The 19,330-nt window shown below is 67.3% G+C and carries 11 protein-coding genes and 1 pseudogene; 4 read left to right on the top strand and 8 right to left on the bottom strand.

All coding sequences use genetic code 11. From position 1 onward, the window contains the following. Positions 1–11 precede the first annotated feature (11 nt). The 4 genes and pseudogenes from ltrA to ABGA99_RS14990 form a co-directional block, all read right to left on the bottom strand. Complete coding sequence (ltrA, locus tag ABGA99_RS14975) at positions 12–1,442, bottom strand: group II intron reverse transcriptase/maturase (RefSeq protein ID WP_347578358.1); 1,431 nt, start codon at positions 1,440–1,442, stop codon at positions 12–14. Between the two features lie 614 nt (positions 1,443–2,056). Further along, positions 2,057–2,317 (bottom strand): annotated as a pseudogene (locus tag ABGA99_RS14980) (DDE endonuclease); the annotation flags it as partial. Then, positions 2,314–2,853, bottom strand: a complete 540-nt coding sequence (locus ABGA99_RS14985) for a winged helix-turn-helix domain-containing protein (protein WP_347578359.1) — start codon at positions 2,851–2,853, stop codon at positions 2,314–2,316. The gene ABGA99_RS14985 and the pseudogene ABGA99_RS14980, both read right to left, overlap by 4 nt. A gap of 1,209 nt (positions 2,854–4,062) precedes the next feature. Further along, the gene (locus ABGA99_RS14990; protein WP_347582793.1) at positions 4,063–12,756 is read right to left on the bottom strand and encodes a DNRLRE domain-containing protein; all 8,694 of its coding nucleotides are present in this window, start codon (positions 12,754–12,756) and stop codon (positions 4,063–4,065) included. Positions 12,757–13,183: 427 nt separating this feature from the next. Here ABGA99_RS14990 and ABGA99_RS14995 point away from each other — a divergent pair, with 427 nt between their 5' ends. The 4 genes from ABGA99_RS14995 to ABGA99_RS15010 all read left to right on the top strand — a co-directional run bounded on the left by ABGA99_RS14995 (position 13,184) and on the right by ABGA99_RS15010 (position 15,517). Then, a complete protein-coding gene (locus ABGA99_RS14995; protein WP_347582794.1) occupies positions 13,184–13,651 on the top strand; it encodes a hypothetical protein in 468 nt (155 codons plus the stop codon). 71 nt (positions 13,652–13,722) lie between these two features. Then, complete coding sequence (locus ABGA99_RS15000; protein WP_347578362.1) at positions 13,723–13,995, top strand: CopG family transcriptional regulator; 273 nt, start codon at positions 13,723–13,725, stop codon at positions 13,993–13,995. After that, positions 13,992–14,405 (top strand): PIN domain-containing protein, encoded by a 414-nt coding sequence (locus ABGA99_RS15005; RefSeq protein ID WP_347578363.1) that lies wholly within the window; start codon positions 13,992–13,994, stop codon positions 14,403–14,405. Before ABGA99_RS15000 ends, ABGA99_RS15005 begins: the two co-directional genes overlap by 4 nt. Before the next feature lie 692 nt (positions 14,406–15,097). After that, complete coding sequence (locus ABGA99_RS15010; RefSeq protein WP_347578364.1) at positions 15,098–15,517, top strand: hypothetical protein; 420 nt, start codon at positions 15,098–15,100, stop codon at positions 15,515–15,517. Between the two features lie 39 nt (positions 15,518–15,556). On the opposite strand, the gene ABGA99_RS15015 is transcribed toward ABGA99_RS15010, so the two are convergent. The 4 genes from ABGA99_RS15015 to ABGA99_RS15030 are packed head-to-tail and all read right to left on the bottom strand — an operon-like array spanning position 15,557 to position 19,290. Beyond that, positions 15,557–16,708, bottom strand: a complete 1,152-nt coding sequence (locus ABGA99_RS15015; RefSeq protein ID WP_347578365.1) for an MFS transporter — start codon at positions 16,706–16,708, stop codon at positions 15,557–15,559. After that, positions 16,701–17,537 (bottom strand): family 3 encapsulin nanocompartment shell protein, encoded by an 837-nt coding sequence (locus ABGA99_RS15020; RefSeq protein ID WP_145783460.1) that lies wholly within the window; start codon positions 17,535–17,537, stop codon positions 16,701–16,703. The genes ABGA99_RS15015 and ABGA99_RS15020 overlap by 8 nt, the downstream gene beginning before the upstream one ends. 23 nt (positions 17,538–17,560) lie before the next feature. Continuing rightward, a complete protein-coding gene (locus ABGA99_RS15025; RefSeq protein ID WP_347578366.1) occupies positions 17,561–18,310 on the bottom strand; it encodes a sulfotransferase family protein in 750 nt (249 codons plus the stop codon). Then, positions 18,307–19,290, bottom strand: a complete 984-nt coding sequence (locus tag ABGA99_RS15030) for an aldo/keto reductase (protein ID WP_347582795.1) — start codon at positions 19,288–19,290, stop codon at positions 18,307–18,309. Before ABGA99_RS15030 ends, ABGA99_RS15025 begins: the two co-directional genes overlap by 4 nt. Between the last annotated feature and the right edge of the window lie 40 nt (positions 19,291–19,330).

Consider the following 19,330-nt stretch of genomic DNA (forward strand, 5'->3'; position numbering starts at 1 on the left):
GCGTGTTGTCCTCATTCGAGGCTGGGCCAGGGGGTCGGGATGACTGTTCCCCGGTAGCGGTAACGCGTGGTGGTCACCTTGGCCGGGTTGAACAGTGACCTTTCCTCCGAGGCCGGCCACCAACCGACGTCGCAGTAGCGGCGGCGGAGGTCCTTCCACGTGGACCGGCGGTGCTTTCGGCGCAACCAGCTCCCGACCTGGCGCCACGTGTAGTAGCTCAGGTAGGCGAAGGTCGCGCTGGACACGCCGGGCCGGAAGTAGACGCACCAGCCCTTGAGCGCCGGGTTGAGCTGACGCAGCAGGGCATCGAGCGGCTGGCTCGTGTCCGTCGTCCGGCACATCATCCTGACCTTGCCGGTCATGGCCTTGACGGCCTTTCCGGACGGGTAGGTGTAGATGTAGTGCCGGTTGCTGCCTCGTTTCCGGTGGCGCTGGATGCGCCAGCCGAGAAAGTCGAGGCGCTTGTCGATGTGGGTGATCAGGGTCTTCTCCGGTGATAGGCGTAGGCCCATCGCGGACAGGACTTCTGCGATCTCCTCCCGGAGGGCTTCCGCGTCGACCTTCGTGCCCGACACCATCAGACACCAGTCGTCCGCGTAACGGACGAGCCGGTAGTTGGGCAGGCGGTGACGACGGCGCTTGGCCCTCTCTGTCTGGCTGGAAGCGGGTCCGCCGGGTCCTTGGGCGATGTGTTCGTCCAAGACCGTCAGGGCCACATTGCTCAGCAGCGGGGAAAGGATCGAACCCTGCGGGGTTCCGGCGCGGTTCTCTCGCAGCATGCGGTCCTCGCCGAGGATGCCTGCTTTGAGGAACGCCTTCACCAGTGCCAGGACACGCTTGTCCCCGATTCGTTCCCGCACTCGGTCCATCAGGGCCGGATGGGAGATCTCGTCGAAGCACGCCGTGATGTCGCCCTCGACAACCCACTCATAGGAGCGGGACGCGAAGTAGCGCACCTCGGCCACGGCGTCATGAGCACGACGGTTCGGGCGGAACCCGTAAGAGTACGGGTGGAAATCCGCTTCGAAGATCGGCTCCAGCACCAGCTTCAAGGAAGCCTGCACCACCCGGTCGGCAATGGTGGCAATCCCCAGGCGGCGCAACTTGCCACCCGACTTCGGGATCATCCGTTCCCGCACCGGCAGCGGGCAGAAAGTGCGGCCCTTGACCTGCGACCGTAACGCGTCGAGAAAATTCACGACACCCTGCCCAGCCTCGATGGAACGGGCCGTGCGCCCGTCCACCCCGGCCGTGCGTGCTCCCTTGTTGCCCCGCACCCGGTCCCACGCGACCAGAAGGAACGCGGGATCGGCAACGAGGTTGAACAGATCATCGAACCTGCGATGAGGATCATCACGGGCCCAACAGTGCAGTTTGGTCTGGATCCTCAGTACCCTGCGCTCCGCTCCCAACAGAGCAGAGTCAAGTTCGTCGGTGTTCACCGGCGACAGCCTCCTGACCTTCCAGTACGTCCACTGCTGACTTTCTGGTCTCCTTCGCCATGTACGCGCCTCTCGCGCGCTCGGACTACTACGAGACCTCCGCCCCGCCCGACGGCCCTCAGTCGGCAACGGACCTGCCCGCCCCGGGGTTGGCTGCCCGGTGGGAAGGGCGACCGCAGGCGGTTCCCACGTTCACCACGGAATCGATCAAGGAGGGAGGTGTCCGCCTCTACCCCGACAGCTTCGCCATACCTACGCCGCAGGCTTTCGGCATGGCCTCCCCGCCGGGCCTCAAAACCGGCTTCGGAGTTGAACGCCACCCGGATGGGTGACGGCTCACGCGCTGCAACCCGGCCCGTATCCACCAGATTTGAGCCGAGCGGGACACTTACGGGGCGTCGGACAGCGGTTCCTCTCGTACACCTTCTCCTCGCTGCTTGCCAGACCCGGGCCGTCTGACAGTGCCGACCCGTCCCGTCGTTGTCAGGGCTGCTTCCCGCTGCCACCTGCGTTCCCAGGAGGCGGCTGCCCTCAGCTTCACCGGACGGCTGCGACCGTTCGGCGGTGGGGTCCTTTCACCCCCACTCGATTCCGTAGCGCCTCGTGGCGCACTTGAGGTTGTCCCAGACGAGCACGATCGGGCCGCCGAGTTGGTGGTGGGCGGTCTGGATCAGGTCGCGGTAGTCCTTCCAGGAGAAGCTTTTGCGCCCGTCAGGCCGGGCGTCTGGACAGGGCCGGTAGATCAGCCGGGGGCGCCGACCGGGCTTGTAGCAGACCAGGGCGGCCACCGATAAACGGCGGCGGGAGCGGCCCCGCACGCGGACAACGGGAGTGTGGCCGCGGCGCGACCAGGTGCGGGTCGTCGGCGGCGTCATCGAGAATCCGGCTTCGTCTTCGAAGACCAGCCAGGCGTCGAGCGCCGCCGCGGTCCTTCCACGTGTGGCCAGATCTCCTTCACCCAGCCAGCGACTGCCGCCTCGTTGCGCTCCACCTCGCGGCGGGCCGGGACCTGGCAGCTCCAGCCGTGCCCCTTGAGCAGCGCGGCCACGACCTGGACGGTGTAGCTCTTGTGGAACCGGCGACCGATCAGGGTCTTGATCCGCGACAGGGTCCAGGTCTGGTCCGGCCAGCCGTGCGCGACCGCACCCTTGGCCAGCTCACCCTCCAGCACGGTGAACAACTCGTCACTCAGCAGCGGCAGCGACGCCGGCCCCTTGGACGCCAGGGCTCGCACTCCGCCCTGCGCCCAGAACCTCCGCCAGCGCTGTACCGACCGCACGCTGACCCACAGGTCACGAGCGATCGCAGCGTTGTCGTCATCGACCCGGAATCGCTCGGATGCCTCCGACCGCAACTTCTCGCCGAAGGCCCGCCGCTCGTCGCTCAGCCCTCCGCCTTGCGCGTACCTCACACATCCGGCATACCGCAGGGATCACGAAACGTCAGCCCACACGACACCACGCTTTCAAGCTCAGTAATCAATAGCGGAGCAGCCCAGTCCGTTCATATACCGCCGGCCTCTCTCCATTCTTTCTCCGAAAAGTAAATTCCGACCCAATCCGGGCGAGGCTCGCCTCGCACGCAAATTTTTACTGCCCACCGTCCCGGACGAGGGAGTCGAACAGTCTCTTCGTCCGGAATGGTGGGTGCCGTTATGCACAGGATCCCCGACTCGAAGGTCATCACTTCCTCGATCACCGTGCGGATGTCCGTCTCTTTTGGTTCGCCGATTGTCACATCGATAGCGACCTCACCATCTGTGTCTGTTCTCGTCGCAACGTACACGTGACCTGGGAGAAATTCCTCCACTTCCGGCTCGTCTTCCGTGTCAAAGTCACGAACAGAGAGGAGGCCATACTGAGTCAGTATCGACTGGGACCAGATTGTCCGACCCATGACACCACCCTTTGAAGCTCAGTAATCGCTAACCACGCACGGGCTCGTTAGGAAGTACCACGGTGCCGAAAGCCCGATCGTGAAGTCCCCGTCGCTTTGCGTCGAGAACGAGCAGGCTCACCTGCACCACGACTAGTCCCGGAATGACGACTGCCAAGATGTTCAGGAAATGGCGCCCCAGAGCGCGTCTATAGCTTATCGGAGAGCCGTCACCATCGACTGACGCAACCCGCAAGCGGACCACGCGCTTACCGAGCGTCCCCCCGAAGTGAGACGTCTGAAAAGGCGAGTAGACGCACAGGAAGATCAGCGACCAAAGGATTGCAGTGATGCGCCACGCCATGACTGCAGCGTCACCATTCCCTAGGATCGATTCCAGTACGAGAAGTGGCCCGACCACGATAATCGCAGCTGCTAGGGAATCGATCAGAACCGCTAGACCGCGAACACCAGGACCCGGGAGAGTTGAACCGGAAGCGACCGGAAGCCCGGCAACATTCGTATACTGTCCGAGCTCATCGCCAGCCCCATCTCGCCCAAACACCCGCTTGTCGCCTCACTCCGTATTCTCATGGGCGCGATGCGCACCCAGGGGATTACACCTTACTGCGGACGACCAACCAAGTCGAGAGGTCGCGTACAGCTTTCTGCAGCCTAGCTCCGGCCCAGAATTCTCTATCGCACACAGTTCACTGCACGCGACATGGAGAGAGGCTACTCCAAATCAGTCGTTACCGGTGAGGCCATCCGTCCAGTCCCAGAAGCCCAACCCTTCGAGTGCCTCGTCGATCTTGTTCCCAACCTCCGAACCTAGCGCGCCACCGAGCATGGCGCCTGCCGGTACGCAGATCCCGGCCAGAGGCCCACAGGCCAGGCCGGCCTCGCCTCCTAGCCAGGCCCCACCTGCCGTCAGCCCTCCCTTGAGCGCGGCTTTGCCGCCTGCGGTCAGCGCGTCTTCACCACCCAAAATTTCATCCATGAAGCCCGCTATTTGATCCACCCCCCTGAGAGTCTTTCCGCTGCGGTCAAACCATTTGGTGTCCGGCACCTCGGATCCCCATTTGGCGAATTTGTTGCTGTCGAAGAATTTTACGCCACGCTCTCCAGCTTTCCGGATCATTGGAATTTTCGATTCCGACATCATCTTCGACATGCGCGCGGAAGCCTGAATCAAATCAAATAGCTCTTGGCCGCGGGCTCCGTATTCGGCAAGCTGATATAGAGTTTGCTGCGCTCCCTGGAAATTTGCATTATACAGGATGAGGCGCGTGCGATCCCTTACGCCGAGGTCATCCATGAATTCTTCCGGGATTGCCACAGGGGTCTGTTCGGCGACCCAGAGATCGACCAGTTGATCGGTTTCAAGCCCTCGCCGCTCACGCTCAGGACGGTATTCGGAATCCTTGTCCGGCACACCATTGGTACATCCAGTAAGCACGCCACTCATACATTCAGCAGTGCCATGCCCGTCTATTTCTACCTGACTAATAGGGTTGCCGCCACCGTAAGCGTAGCGATTTCCGGTCATGGCGTCGATGGTCAGACCCATGTCCTTCAAGGCGCCGTTGTACATATCTCGGGTTGTGAATCGGTTGAGGCCGGGGCTGTAGTTGCGGAAGCCCATGTCGTAGGTGGTGGTGGAGGCGTCCCAGCGTTTGGCGTTGAACCGGTAGGGGTTGTAGGCATCCTCGTCGGGATTCGCCGGATCCGGCTTGTCGGTGCCGGTGAACTCGGCGTCGTTGTTGGTGCCGTAGGCGGTGTAGCCGTAGGTGGCGGTGGTGTTGCCGTCCTCGCCGGTGACGGTCTCGACGTCGGAGTGGCTGTTGTAGCCGTAGACGCCGAGTTGTTGAGTGCCGTCGGGTTTGTGGGTGATCTGCGAGAGGCGTTGTCCCCACGGCCCGTACTGGTAAGACTTGGTGATCTCGGATCCGACCCGTTCGTCGAGTACCTCTTTCGACATGCCGAGGTAGGTGAAGTCGGTCGTCTTGGGGCTTGAGGTGCCGGAGCCGATGGTCTTGGAGGTGGTGCGGTCCAGGGGGTCGTAGGTGTATTTCGTGGTCGCCGTGGTGCCGTTTTCCTGGAGCTTGGTGTGTTCGGCGATGTGGTCGAAGCCGTCGTAGGTGTTCTGCTCAAGGATCTTGCCGTCGGCGGTGACCGTCTCCAGGCGCCCGTAGGGGTCGTAGGTGTAGGCCGCGGTGAGGCCGCCGGAGCCATCGCCGGTGGCGGTGGCCTGCTGGAGCCGGTTGAGGTTGTAGTCGAAGCGGGTGTTCACGCCGTCGACGGTCTGCTCGACGACGTTGGCGTTGGCATCGTGGCGGTAGGTTTCGGTGCCAGCGCCTAGCCCCGTCTTGTCGAGCTTGGCGATGCGGTCCGCGGGATCGTAGGTGTAGGTGCTGGTGGTGTCGGCCAGCGTGCCGGTGTCGGCGTTCATGCGGCTGAAGACGTCTTTGGCCTTGTTGCCGTTTGCGTCCCAGTCGTAGCTGTGAGAAGCCACATTCGTGGTGCCGTCGGACTTTGTCTCGCGCGTGGTCTTGAGCGCGCCGTTGGCGTAGTAGTCGTGGTCGAGCAGGTTGCCGTTGGCTTTGGTCTCGACATCGACCATGCCTCGGGGGGTGTAGGTGTAGCTGGTGGTCTTGCGGGTCGGGTCGGTCTCCGACGTGGTGTCGGCGATCTTGACGGTCTCGATCAGGTTGCGTGCGTTGTAGGTGTAGCCGGCCCACTGGTCGGGGTGGGTGGAGGTCTCCGGTTGGCCGTTGGCGTCGTAGGTGAAGGCGGTGGACTTCTTCTCCTCGCCGGCCAGGTTCTCGGTGACCTTCGCAAGCTGGTTCAGCCCGGTGTAGGCCATTGTGTAGGCATCGATCCGCGTGCCGGACGAGGTGTCGTCGACGTCGGTCAGGTTGCCGTTGAGGTCGTAGCGGTAGCCGAAGACCTTCTCCTCAGCGTCAGCTGCCGCATCGTACGAGCGGACCAGCTTGACGGCGTCCGCGCTGACGGTTCCCTGGCCGGTTCCGGAGACCGAAATCGACTTGGTGCCCTGCTTGTAGCGGTAGGTGCCGAGCTTCACCCAGCGGTTGGCGTTCTCGGCCTGGTCGATCTTCTTGGTCGCGGGGCCGCCGGCGTGGTCGATGCGGTAGGTGGCGGTGCCGGCGTCCGACTTGGCCGGGTACTTGGCGTAGGCGGTGTACTCGCCGTCGCGGGGGATGATCGTCTGCCAGGTGAACGTCCCGGTTCCTGATGTCTGGCTGCGGTGGTTGAACCCGGTGTCCTTCGGCTCGCCCGAGAGCGCAATGGACTTCGACGCCTTCCAGGACCCGGAGGTGGAGGTGTGCTGGGTGTCGGAGTTGTCGACCAGGACCACGGCGGAGCCGTCGGGGACGCCGGAGTCCTTCTTGGTCTGCAGGGACCCGTCGGGGTAGTAGGCCCAGTCCATCGGGCGTTCGGAGGAGCCGCCTGCGGAGATCAGTCGTCGGCTCTTCTGCTGGCCGAGGTCGTTGTAGTCGTAGCGGGTGACGATGTCCCACGGGTCGGTGGAGGTGCGGATCCAGCCGTTGTCGAAGTACTCGTAGGTGGTCTCGTTACGGACCGTCTGGCCCTCCGACCGCGGTGCCGAGACCGTCTTGACCCGTCCGACCTCGTCGTAGATCGTCTCGGTGTAGATGTCCGGGTTGTTGTAGCGGGCGTCGTTCGGGTCGTAGGGCTGGTACTGCCGCTCCGGGCGGTTCAGCTCGTCGTAGGTGGTGCGGTGGGTGAAGTCGCCGGCGGTTGCGGTGTTGACGCCGCGAGGGGTTTCGACCTCGGTGCGGTTGCCGGCCTGGTCGTAGGTGAACTTCGTGGTACGCACCGTGCCTGCGTCGGTGTCGTAGGGGACGCGTTGGGCGATGGGCAGGCCGCGTTCGTCGTAGTCGGTCTCGGTGGTCTTCTGTGCCTGGTCGGTTGTGGCGATAACCAGGGAATCTTTGTCGTAGGTGGTGGTGGTGGTTTCGCCTGCGGCGTCGGTCACCCGCCAGGGGCGGTGGTTGCGGTCGTAGTCGGTCTTGGTGGTGAAGTCGGTGGTGTCGGGGGTGGCGTTCTTCTTGGGATCGATGACGTGGGTGACGTTGCCGACCTCGTCGTAGCGGTAGGAGAGCTTGTCGCCGTCAGCGTTGACGACATCGGTGAGCTGGTAGATCGCGTCGTAGGTGTTGGTGGTGACGAAGTCGTCCGGGTTGTCCGCTGTCGCGACGCCCTTGGGCTCGGTCGTGGTGAGAAGGTTGCCGACGCGGTCGTAGGTGTAGCGGGTCTCCCGGCCGGTGGTGTTGTTGTCCGGGGCAGTGGCCGCGGTGACCTGGTCTGCCTCGTCGTAGACGGCGGTGGAGATGGCGCCGTTGGGGGCGGTGGCGCGGGTGATGTTGTCGTTGGCGTCGTAGACCGGGGCGGGTGTGGTGATGAACTCGCCCGCGGTCTTGGGTACGACGCTCTCGCCGGGACGGCCGTAGGTGTCGTAGGTCTGGGTGGTGGTCTTGTCCAGGGCGTCGATGACCTTGAGGACCTGGCCGCGTTCGTCGTAGACGAAGTCGGTGCCGTTGCCCTTCGGATCAGTGATCAGCCGTGGGTAGCCGGTGGGGGTGAAGTCGGCGTTGGTGGTGGTGTTGTTGCGCGGATCGGTGGCCGTCTGGAGCTGGCCGTGGCCGTCGTAGGTGTAGCGGGTGGTGTAGTCGCCCGCTTCCGCGGTGGCGGTGCCCTTGGGGTCGGTGACGGTGAGCAGGTTGCCGTACGCGTCGTAGGAGAAGGTCCAGGTGCGGCCCTCAGGCGAGGTCTTGTGCCACAGGTCCTTCACGTAGCTGTCCCCGACGCGGGAGGAGTACTCGTACACACTGGCGTTATCCGGGGTGGCGCCGTCGGTGCAGACAGCCGGGTCGGGGACGCCACCTGCGGCCTTGTTCTGCTCGGCGTCGCGTTGCCAGCGGGGGTAGCCGGTAGTGGGGTCGTAGCAGTAGGCAGTTTCGGCGCCCTTGGCATCGCGGAGGTAGGTGACGTTGTTGTCCGCGTCCCACGACAGTTCGGTGGTCTCGTTCTTGGCGTTGGTGGTCTTGACCGGTCGGCCGAAGTCGTCGGTCACATAAGCGGTCGCCTTGTTTTGGGCGTCGGTGACCGTGGTATCGGTGAACTTGACGTTGCCGGCGTTCGGTGCATAGACGAAGCCTGTTGGGCTCTGCAGGCGGTCGGTGATGGTCTTGGTCCACCAGTGGTACTTGGGGTCGTCCCCGGCGCTGGGAGCATTGTATTCGAGCCGCGTGGTGTTCTGGCGTGGGTCCTGGACGCCGGTGAGTTTGACGTTCTTGTTGCCCTGGTCGGCGTCGTAGGTGAAGTCCAATTCCTTGGGCTGCGCGCTGCCCGCCCCGTCGACCATGCGCCCCAGCAGGCCCTTGGTGGTGTAGAAGAAGGCAAGTGTGCGGCCGGAGATGTCGGTGACCGACTTCATGTGGTCGTAGATCTTGGAGTTGTTCAGCTTCCCCGTACCGGTTTCCTGCTGGCCCGCGTCGTTGATGAAGTCGTACGACGCGTCGCCCTTCTGGTAGTACTCGATTTCAAGGGACTTCCGGCCGGCGGGGTCGGTGATGTAGTCCAGGAACTTCACCGGCTTGTTGTTGGACTTGCGCTCGGTGTACGTGTACGTCTGCGTGTTCCCGTTGGGGTCGACGACCGAGGTCAGGTAGCCGTCGCAGCCGAAGTAGAACCGGGTGCCGTCCGGGCGGGTCGCCGTCCAGGCGTCCGGTATCGGGTCCTTCGCCGGGGTGCAGTCCACGTCCTGTTTGGGTTCGAGCCTGTAGTGGACACCCGCGGGGGCTTTGAAGGTGCCGTCTTCCTGCTTGCGGAAGACGTGGGTGGTGCCGTCGCCGTCCGGCCAGCGGACCTCCGTGGGGCGCGGGTTGGGGTGGAAGTCCAGCGGGGCGCCCAGGCGTAGTGGGCCGGCGGCCTGGGCGGACCAGCCGTGACCGGTGATGGTGTCCGAGGTGTCGAGGGAGTTGTAGGCGACGCGGAAGAAGGTGTTCAGGCCGCGGCCGGGGTTGGTGAAGGCGTCGTAGGACCACACCGCGTTACCGGCGGCGGTGTTGTTCATCACCGTCGAGCCGGCGCCGGTGGGTGTGCCGGTGTAGGAGTAGAACTTCTCCAGGCCGAGCTCGTCGGACGTGGGGTCCTCGACGGCCACGCGCTGGGTGAGGCCGGGGATGCCCTCCTGGTCCGACAGCCACCTGTTCACGTCACCGCGGTACACGTCCCAGGTCAGCTGATAGTCGGTGCGCTTGTTGCCCGAATCGGAGTTGATCGGCGTCTTCACCTGCGCGATGACAGTCTTTTCCGTGCCTGGCGGGATGCTGGCCGGCAGGCCGGTGACGACCGGCTGCCCCAGACCCGGCGGGGTGCTGCCGTCGGGCAGCGTCCACCGGTACGACAGACCCCAGGTGCCCGGGTTGGCGTTCAGGGTGAAGTCGGTCGTGTTGGTGAACGTGACCTCGACGTTGTACGTCGAGTTCGGCGTCATCCGCTGCGGCGTACCTGGCGCGTAGTACGTCGACTCAGCGGTCGCGTCGACGTAGATGACGCGCATCAGCGGGCCGAGTTGCTGGTCGGTGCCCTCGCTGGACAGCCACAGCGACCGCTCCTGCGGCCCGGTGGCGGACTCGTCGGCGAGCTTGACCATCGCGCCCTTGTTGGACTCCGGCGTCTCCACCCAGCCCTGGGTCATCGACGTGGCATCCCACCAGTGCCGGCCGACTTCCTCCTCGAACTGCGGCACGGTGTCGGAGACCGTCGAACCGTAATCGCCGCCCGGGGTGGCCCACGTTCCGGTGGAGGTGTTGTTGTTCCACGTGGCGCCGGCCTCACCGAAGCCCTTCAGCAACGGCCGCAGCTCGTAGACCGCGCCGGTCGATCCCTCATCGCGGGTGGTTTCGGTGCCCCACATCTGCAGTTGGGCTTCGAGGACGGTCGCGGTGGCGGGGATGGTGGAGGTGTCGAAGTCCAGTGCGGCGCGGGTGGTGCCGTAGGTGTCGGAGTTGTTGCCCACGGACAGCCAGTTCTGACCCACGTTCCAGGAGTTGATGGTGTCCTGGTTGGTGTTCGGCTGCGCCGAGGAGAGCGTCGTATCCGCCACCGCCGCGTTGGCGGAGCCCTGGATGAGTTTCATCGTCCGGCCCGCTTTGGGGATGCCCACGATCCGCGTGGGCGAGCCCAGCAGGTCACCGTCTGCCGTCTTGACCGCGATCTGGTAGTAGTACGACTTCCCGATCTCCGGACCCGGATCCGGCGACGGCGTCGCGGTCGTATCGGTGAAATTGTCGGCGGTCCGCTCACCGATCGGGGCGATCAGTGTGGCCGCGGAGGGGGTGAACGCCTGCTGGGTGGAGCGGTGGATCTGGTACTCGACGAAGTCCGCCCCCGCATCGGTGGTGGTGTTGGTGTACGGCTTCCAGTGCAGCTCCGGACCGGTGCCGTGCACGACCGTCGGGGAGTCGAGTGCGGTGCCGATGCGGCCGTAGGAGACCGTGAGCCGGGGGATGGTGGACGTCTCGCCGCCGTAGGCGCCGTCGCCGGCCTCGTACCGCGGCCCGCCGCGCGCGTCCTCGCCCCTGGGGGCTTCGTCGTATGCCTTGAGTACGAAGCCGTTGTTGGGCAGGGTGCCGTTCACCCACTCCTGCACCGAGTTCTTCACCGGGAAGTTGTGCCACTGGTTGTACTCGCCGACGTCCTTCCACAGCTCCGCCCGGTTGACCAACCGCACCGCGTCCGCGACGTTCTTACTCGACGCGTCCCCGGTGTCGCCCAGCTTGATCGTGTTCGCGGTGCCCTTGGCGTAGCTCAGCTCCTCCGTGCCCAGGTCCACCCACCGGCCGGACGTCCCGCGCTGGTCCACGGTGAAGCTCGACTTCCCGTCCCGGTGCTTGATCTCGTACGGCGCCGCCGGGGCCGCGTCCGCGACTCCCGGGATGTACACGTCCGTGAGGTAGGTGGCGGTCTCGGGCACCTCCGGCTGCCAGGTGTACGACTCGCCCGTGGCCGAGTTCTGGTTGTAGCGGTAGTCCGACTCGATCCCCGCCCCCGCCACCCGGGTCCAGTCGCCGACCGCGGCCGTGCCCGAGCCGCCGTCATCGAGCTGCAGCTTCGTACCCGACAGATCGCCCAGCAGGTTCTTGGTGCTGTCCCAGGTGGCGGTCGTCTCGTCCCACGGTCCGGTGGCCTCGTGCGCCTCGATCTTCACTTTCTTGCCGCCGGTGGTGTGCGTCTGGTCGTAGTACAGACTCAGCCGCGCGGAATCCACCGTCACACCCGCAGGGATCTCGTTCAACGGGAACTTGATCAGCGAACGGGCCACACCGGCTTCCGTGGTGCCCACCGACAGATTCCACGCCGGGGCGAAGTTCACTCCAGGCTCATCGGAGAGCACCATCACGTCCTGAGACTGGGACGGCGACGGCGCGATCGTGATGGTCGGGTCGACCTTCACCGGGTACTGCCGCTCCTTCGCGGCCAGCCAGCCCGCATCCGGCGTCAGCGTCAGCAGCCACCGCTTCCCGTCCCGGCTCAGCTCCTGCGTGACCTTCGGACTCCACGCCCTCCCGTAGGGGGAGGAGGCGTCCTTGGCCGCATCCGTCATGAACGGCGCCGGGATCACCAGCACCGGATCCCTGCTCATCTCATGGAAGAACGCGACCGAACCGTCCCTACGGGCCTTCGGCGTCAGACCGTCGGTGACGTCCATGGTGAAGGCGAACGACGCCGGCCCCTCAGGCGGCTCGTCCAGGACGATGTCCTCCTTCACCTCCCCCGCCCCCACCCGGTACGAGATGTCCGCACCGTTCACGGCGTCGGGGTAGGTGACCGTGCCGCTCTCGGCCCGCGGCTTCAGCCCACCGCTCGCGTCCTTCAGCCCGAACGTCACGGACTGCCCCAGCTCCGCCTCGACCTTCAGCAGCCGCTCGGCCGAGTCACCGAAGTAACTGCGGGCCAGGTTGGTGGTATTGGCATACGCGTAACCCCTGGCGTCCGACTCCGTCACCGCGGTGTCGATCGGCTTCCACGCCCCGCCACGGGTCTCGTACGACGTGGGTGCGGCAGCCAGCTCCGCCTCGACCCCGCCGTCCGACATCCGCCAGAACCGCGCCTCCGGCGTACGGCGGCCGGTCAGCTCCTTCACCCGCTTCGCCACCGGCTCAGCCTTGCCCGCAGGCAGCTTCTCCCGGCTCGCAGGGTTCCGGCTGTCGCTCGACGGCGGCTCGTCGCCATCCGGATCGTCGTCGCTGAACCAGTCCCTGACGGTGTCGACGACACCGCCGGCCCCGGGCGTGGAACCCGCCGCAAAAGCCGGCTGCGGCAACAGCGTCACCAAAAACGCAGCCGCCACCACCGACGAAACGAACCGCCCCAGCCGAGCCCTCATTCCGCACCCCTTCACGCCATTTCCCGCACGCGAATACACACGGAAAACGGCACGCCGAATAACCGGACGAGCAGATGCCCGGCCAGCACAACGCACGCAATGCACGGGGGGTAGCCGCCCGATCTTCAACGGATCGCGATGTACCTGTCAAGCAATCGGCGATACACACTCAAAGCGACCCAAATACACCTGCCCGACAACGTGTAGTAGCACCGTGCACACGCAGTGGATCCATCAACTGCCCTGGTCAACGCACCACAGTGACCTGTTCCCGCAGCAGAGACCTGCCCTAATCTGAGACTCGCCCACACGCCGTGAATTCTCGCCAGAAAAGGAGAAGAGGCCCCTTCGCTTCCCCGACAGGCGGGCGTGTGACACTCTCGGCCTGCCAGGAATTCAGCGCCCGAAGGCGAAGGGAACCTCACCCATGCCTACCGCGACGACCGCGGAAGCCGAAACGGATAACCCGCACCCGCCAACCGGATTTCTCCCGCGGCACCGCCGAACCCTCACCGCCGCCCTCACCGCCACCGGGCTGGCCGCAGCCGCCCTCCTCGGCTACACCCTCACCCGCGACGACGACGCCCCACCCGAGCAACGCCCGGCGCCCACGGCCCCGGTGACGTACACCGTCGATGGCCAGGGCACCGCCCAGATCACCTACGTCGCACGAAGCACCACCGGCACCACGGTCCAGGAAGCAGCCCTGCCCTGGCGCAAGTCCGTACGCGTCCCCCTCGGCCAAACCCCCACGATCACCCTCGTCCTCCCCGACGACGGCAGCGAGGCCACCTGCACCCTCGCCATCCGCGGCAACCACACCCAACGCTCCACCGCCACCGGCCCCCACGGACGCGCCACCTGCAGCGCAGAACTGCCCCGCCAAGACCGCTGACCCGCGGACGGGGGCCGCCCACGAGAGTTCCCGCCAAGGTCCGCGAGAGGATGAGGGGTAGGATAGGTAGCATGGGTGAGCCTACTTCGAAGTACTCGATCACCATGCCCCGCGACATCGCGGAAGCCGCCAAAGCCCGTAGCGGCCCCTCCGGCCTGTCCGCATACGTCGCGAGCGCCGTCGCCAGGCAGGTCGAACGAGACAACCTCAACGAACTCATCGCCGTCGCCGAGGCTGAGCACGGCCCCATCACCGACGAGGAGATCCAGGCCCTGCGTGACCAGATGCACCAGGCCCGCCGCGATCAGGCCGGGCAGACGCCCGGCGGAGCGGACGCCGCGTGACCCGCTCCCCCGCCGTACCCGGCGGCACACTGGTCCTCGACAGCGAGGGCCTGGCCAAGGCCGTCCTGCGCGACCGCGCCGTCACCACCTGGCTCGCCCTCGCACGCACCGACGACCTCCGCGTCATCACCTCCGCAGCCACCCTCGTCGAAGTGATGCACCCCCGCATCAACCGCCCGGCCCTGGAATGGACGCTGTCCCGGCTCGTCATCGAGCCGGTCACCGAGCCGATCGCCCGCCACGCCACCGCCCTCCTGGCCGACGCCGGACTGCACGGCCACAAGCACGCCATCGACGCCATGCTCAGCGCCACCGCACTCGCCGCTCCCGCTCCTGTCACAGTCCTCACTTCCGATACCGAGGACCTCATCCCCCTGTGCGGCACGCGCGCCACCGTCATCAAGGTCTGAACTCCAGCAGCTGCGGGCGTTTGCGCTCGGCATGCCAGGTCGGGCGCTGATTCAGTTCATCGATCTGCCCGGTAGCCGCTCGATGCGCCAGCACGCTCAAGGATGACGCTGGTGGCCTGGGCCACGGCGTCCTCGTCATCCCCTCGCGCGGAATGAGGGGCGCGCAGGTGCGGAACAGCTCGTGGTTGCCCACGCTGGACAGGTGCGGTCTGAAGGCTTCGACCTTGCCGTTGGTCTCTGGCCGGTAGGGGCGGACGAGTGTCCCGGTTGCGCTGAGGCTGGCCAGGACCTTCTTCCAGGCCCAGGCCCTTGCAGTGGCCCAGGAGTTGTCAGTCGGAATCCGCTCGATCCGGTCTACGCCGTGCCGGTGGAAGAACGGCGGCGCTGATGAGGAAGTCCGCGCAGGTTGCGACTACATTCGCGGCGTCCGGCGGGCCGGCTTCTGCAAGCACGAGATGCCCTCGGACTGGTCTACCGGATTGCCGCAGGCCCACGGATCAACGCCGCCGTCGACCGCTTCCTTGCCCTCACCGCGAGCCCGCAGGGCCGGCCCGCGGGCGGGCGATGACCCGGTCGTCGGGAAGGCGGCGGTGGCGTCGCGGGCGGAGCCGTTCGGTCGGATGCGCCCGGACGGGCTTTTACGCTGCCGACGGCGGCCTCGTTCGCGTACGGTCACGGTCATGGTCATGGCGATGACGCGAACACGATCGTTACTCGTACCGGCCGCGCTGCTCGCCGCCGCGCTGACCGCGTGCGGTGGCTCGGACGACGCCGCCGACCGGAGTGGCCGGAGTGAGGAGCCGTCCTCCTCGTCCGCCGCCCCGGCCCCGAGCGCGACCTCCCACGAGGCCGTATGCGTGCGGCTGATCACCTACTGGGCTCACGACCAGCTCAAACCCGGCGGCGGCAGCCAGTCGGACTACCAGCAGAAGGGCCTGTCCGACGGGCAGAACACGATCCTGCTCGATGTCGTCGAGCAGGCCAGGGAGGAGCGGCGGAACAACGGCGACGCCGCGGCCCGGAAGCTGGTGGAGCGCGAGGTGAAGAAGCGCTGCGCGGAGCGGTACGAGGGCGAGGGCTCCGACGCCCCGTCTGCCGGCTGGCCCCGGTAGCGCGGCGCTGCGGATCGCTGCGGGCCGCGGCCCGGCGGCTCAGGCCGCCGCCGGGCCCCGGGCCGCCGCGGCCCGGGCCGCGGCCGTGCCCGCGTACAGCGAGCCCAGCACGGCACCGGCCGCGATCAGGAACGTCAGCGTGTAGCTGACCTCCGCGAGCACGCCGCCGATCAGCCCGGACAGGCCGATGGCCACGTCGAAGAACGACGTCACGGCGCCCAGCGCGGCGCCGCGTTCGGACTCCGGCGCGGCGTCGATGGTGATGAGCGCGAGCGCGGGATAGAGCAGCGTGAAGCCGCCGCCGGCGATCAGCGCGCCGAGCGTGGCCAGCCACAGGTCGGACGCGAACGCGATCAGCACCATGCCCAGCGCCTCTACCGACGCGGAGAACACCACCACCGGCAGCGCGCCGACCCGGTCGGGGATCCGGCCCGCCACCACCCGCACCGTCACATACGCGACGCCGAACGCGCTGACGACGACGGACCCGTGGGCCACGCCGCGGTGCGTCATCGCCAGCGCCGCGAAGCCCGCCACCATCGCGTAGCCGAAGGAGCCGCACGCCAGCGACACCCCCGGCAGCACGGCCGAGCGCGGCAGCAGCTTGCGGGAGACCGCGGCGCCCCGCTCCACCCGGTCGGTGAGCGCGAAGATCACGCAGAACGCGACGGCCGGCAGCGCCGCGGCCGTGGCCCACACCGCGCCGAACGATCCCGCCCGGTGCACCAGCTCGCCGAGCACGGGGCCGAGGGCGAAGCCGCTCCACATGGCCAGCCCGTAGAAGCCGACGATCTGCGCCCGCCGGTCCTGCGGGGCCAGCGACACCGTCCACAGCGACCCGGCCATGAAGAGCATCGCCTCGCCGACGCCCAGCAGCACCCGCGCCGCGTACAGGCCGGGCAGGCCGAACGGCAGCGCGTACAGGCCGGCGGTGGCCACGATGAGCACCGCGCCGCACAGCATCACCCGGCGGCAGCCGGTGCGCTGCGCGAGTTGCCCCGCGTACGGGCGCACCAGCAGCGCCACCACGCCGGAGACGGTGAAGGTGACGCCCACCTCGAACGCCGAGCCGTCCAGCTCGGCGGTGACCAGCTTGGGGATGATCGGGATCACCATGCCGACGGCGGTGAACGTGCAGAGCAGCGCGGCGATCAGGCCGGCGAAGGTGCGTGTCCACCGCTGTTCAGTCATGTGCCCCGCCCGGGACCACGTGGTAGAAGTGCGTCGGCAACTGCAGGGCCACGCCCTCGTAGACCTCGGCGCACACGGCGGTGCCGGGCGCCGCGAAGGTCCCGGGCGGCGGCTCCGCCACCTTGATCAAGGAGTGGCCGGCCTCCAGCAGCCGCGCCGCCATCGCGAAGTCACCGACGATCGCGTGGCCGGGCGCCACGTGCCGGTTGCGGCAGATCATGACCTTCTCCCGGGCCAGGTCGGTCAGCAGGCTGCCGGAGCCGACCAGCTCGCCGTAGTAGTCCCGGGGGTTGACGATCATTGCGTGCCCGGTGCCGCCGGTCTGCTCGATCTCGTCGAAGGCGGCCAGCACCCCCTGCGCGTACGAGCCGGAGTACGGCAGCGGCGCCAGGTCGGGGTGGCGCAGCAGGTCGACGGTGAGCGCGCGGTTCTCCGCGGTGCCGAGCCGCACCATCAGGCGGCGGTCGACGAACGACGCCAGCGCCTCCGGCTCGTCCGCGAGCCGGTCGGGTATCTGCACCCAGCCAGCGATGGGCGCGACGCCGTACGCCGCCGTGGCGAAGCGGAAGTCCGCCTCCCGTAGCCGCTCGCCCGCCGTGCGGGGCGCGGACCCGCCGGGCCGGGACTCGAACCAGGAAACGAGCGCGCCGGTGTCGACGCGCTGTTTGCGGAAGAGGTTGCGCACCGTCAGCCGGGGGCGGTCCGCGGTCGGCTGGAAGGCGTCGCTGAGCGTGAAGTCGAAGCGGACCTCCGCCGACGCCGGGTCGGTGCGGAAGGCGTGGGCGAACTGCTCACCGGGAGTGGCGGTGCGGATCTCCGTCGCGGGCATGTCTCTCCTCCTGTGCCGGGGTTTCAGAGGGCGTGTTCGACGAGCCGCTGGTAGTAGGGGAGATGATGGTCGTAGTACGCGCGCAGCCGCGGGTCGTCCTCGACGGCGACCCGGTGCCGGGAGCGCGGGGCGGTGAAGCCGGAGCTGGCGCTGGCGTCCAGGTGCCAGCGCCGGTTCTGCCGCCACTGGGGCAGCTCACCCGGGGCCCAGGTCAGTGCGGCGGGCAGGAAGGGCAGGCCGACCGCCGCGCAGTACGCGGCGACCGTGCCGGCCGGGTCGGCGAGCAGCCGCTCCGCGGCGACGACCACGGGCCGGACGCCGGTGGTCTTCCACGCCAGCTCGAACAGCGCCCACTGGTGCTCGTAGCCGACCTCGCGGCAGGCGAACTCCGGCTTGACGGCGTGGTGCGAGGCAATGGTCGCCGCGGGCTCGCGGACGATGAAGGTGTGCCGGAAGCCGGCGATCGACCCGGGGTGCGCGAAGAGGTGGTCGTAGCGGTACTCCAGCGTGTCCTTGAAGAACACCGGGCCCGCCGCGCCCAGCTCGGCCAGGTGCGCGAGCAGCTCCGCGTACGACCGCACGGTCGTCGTGCCGCCGCCGGGGCCCGGCAGCGCCACCTCGCCGTGATCTGTGAGCAGCACCAGCGGCTCATGCACCACGGTGACGTCGCCGCGCTCGGCCATCATGCGCAAAAACGCCGTCGACACCGAGCGCGGGTGCGCCCACAGGGCGATGACGCCCGCCCGCGCCCCCGCGCCGTCGCCCCCGCTCACATCGACCAGGCCGTGGGCCGCCGGTCCCACCGGTGCCGGCGCAGCTCGGCCAGCAGCCCGGCGTCGAGCGGCGGGGCGTCGGAGACCGCGACGTTGGCGCGTACGTGAGCGGGTTTGCGCATGCCGGGAATGACCGTGCTCACGGCCGGGTGGTGGAGGATGAAGCGCAGCGCGAGTTCGGGCAGCGTCATCCCCTCGGGGAGCACCTTCTTCAGCGCCTCCGCCCGGTCGACGGTGGGGCCGAGGTTGTCCGGGCCGAAGTAGACCGCGCGCCAGTCGTCTTCGGGGAACGCCGTCTGGCGGGTGAGCGTGCCGGTCAGCCCGCCCTCGTCGAACGGGACGCGGGCGATGATGCCGATGCCGTCGCGCTGCGCGCGTTCGAACAGCTCGTCCTCCGGCGCCTGGTCGAAGATGTTGTAGATCACCTGGACGACGTCGATGAGGCCGGTGTCGAGTGCCCGCATGCAGTTCTCCGGCTCCCAGCGGTTGACGCTGATGCCGAAGCCCTCGATCACGCCCTCCGCCTTGAGGTCGGCGACGACCCGCTGCCAGCGTTCGTCGCCGGCCCAACTGTCCTCCCACACGTGGAACTGCAGCAGGTCGATGCTGTCGGTGCCGAGGTTCTCCAGGCTGCGGTGCACGTACTCGCGCACGTGGTCGGGCGGGAAGACGTCGTCGAGCGTGTCGTCCTTGCCGGGCGGCCACTCGCGGTTGCGCGGCGGCACCTTCGTCGCGGTGTAGAGCCGCCGCTCGGGGTGGCGCTTCAGCAGCGCCGCGAGCAACTGCTCGCTGACTCCCCTGCCGTAGACCCAGGCGGTGTCGAAGAAGGTGCAGCCCAGCTCCACCGCCAGGTCCAGGCAGTCGGGCGCGACGTCGTAGTCCCAGCCGGTGAAGCCGCCGGGGCCGCCGCCGATGCCCCACATTCCGTAGCCGATCTCGCTGACCTGCCAGCCGAGCCGGCCCATGGTCCGATTCCGCACGAGTTCCCTTCCATCGCAGTTCCGTTCGGTTCCGTCGGGT

Source organism: Streptomyces sp. B5E4, from assembly GCF_039871555.1.
Lineage (GTDB): Bacteria > Actinomycetota > Actinomycetes > Streptomycetales > Streptomycetaceae > Streptomyces.

What these genes read in the sequence shown, in the direction of transcription:
- ABGA99_RS14995 (WP_347582794.1), top strand. Translation starts at nt 13,184, where the DNA reads ATGCCTACCGCGACGACCGCGGAAGCCGAAACGGATAACCCGCACCCG.
- ABGA99_RS15000 (WP_347578362.1), top strand. Translation starts at nt 13,723, where the DNA reads ATGGGTGAGCCTACTTCGAAGTACTCGATCACCATGCCCCGCGACATC.
- ABGA99_RS15020 (WP_145783460.1), bottom strand. Translation starts at nt 17,537, where the DNA reads ATGCCCGCGACGGAGATCCGCACCGCCACTCCCGGTGAGCAGTTCGCC.
- ABGA99_RS14990 (WP_347582793.1), bottom strand. Translation starts at nt 12,756, where the DNA reads ATGAGGGCTCGGCTGGGGCGGTTCGTTTCGTCGGTGGTGGCGGCTGCG.
- ABGA99_RS15010 (WP_347578364.1), top strand. Translation starts at nt 15,098, where the DNA reads ATGACGCGAACACGATCGTTACTCGTACCGGCCGCGCTGCTCGCCGCC.
- ABGA99_RS15015 (WP_347578365.1), bottom strand. Translation starts at nt 16,708, where the DNA reads ATGACTGAACAGCGGTGGACACGCACCTTCGCCGGCCTGATCGCCGCG.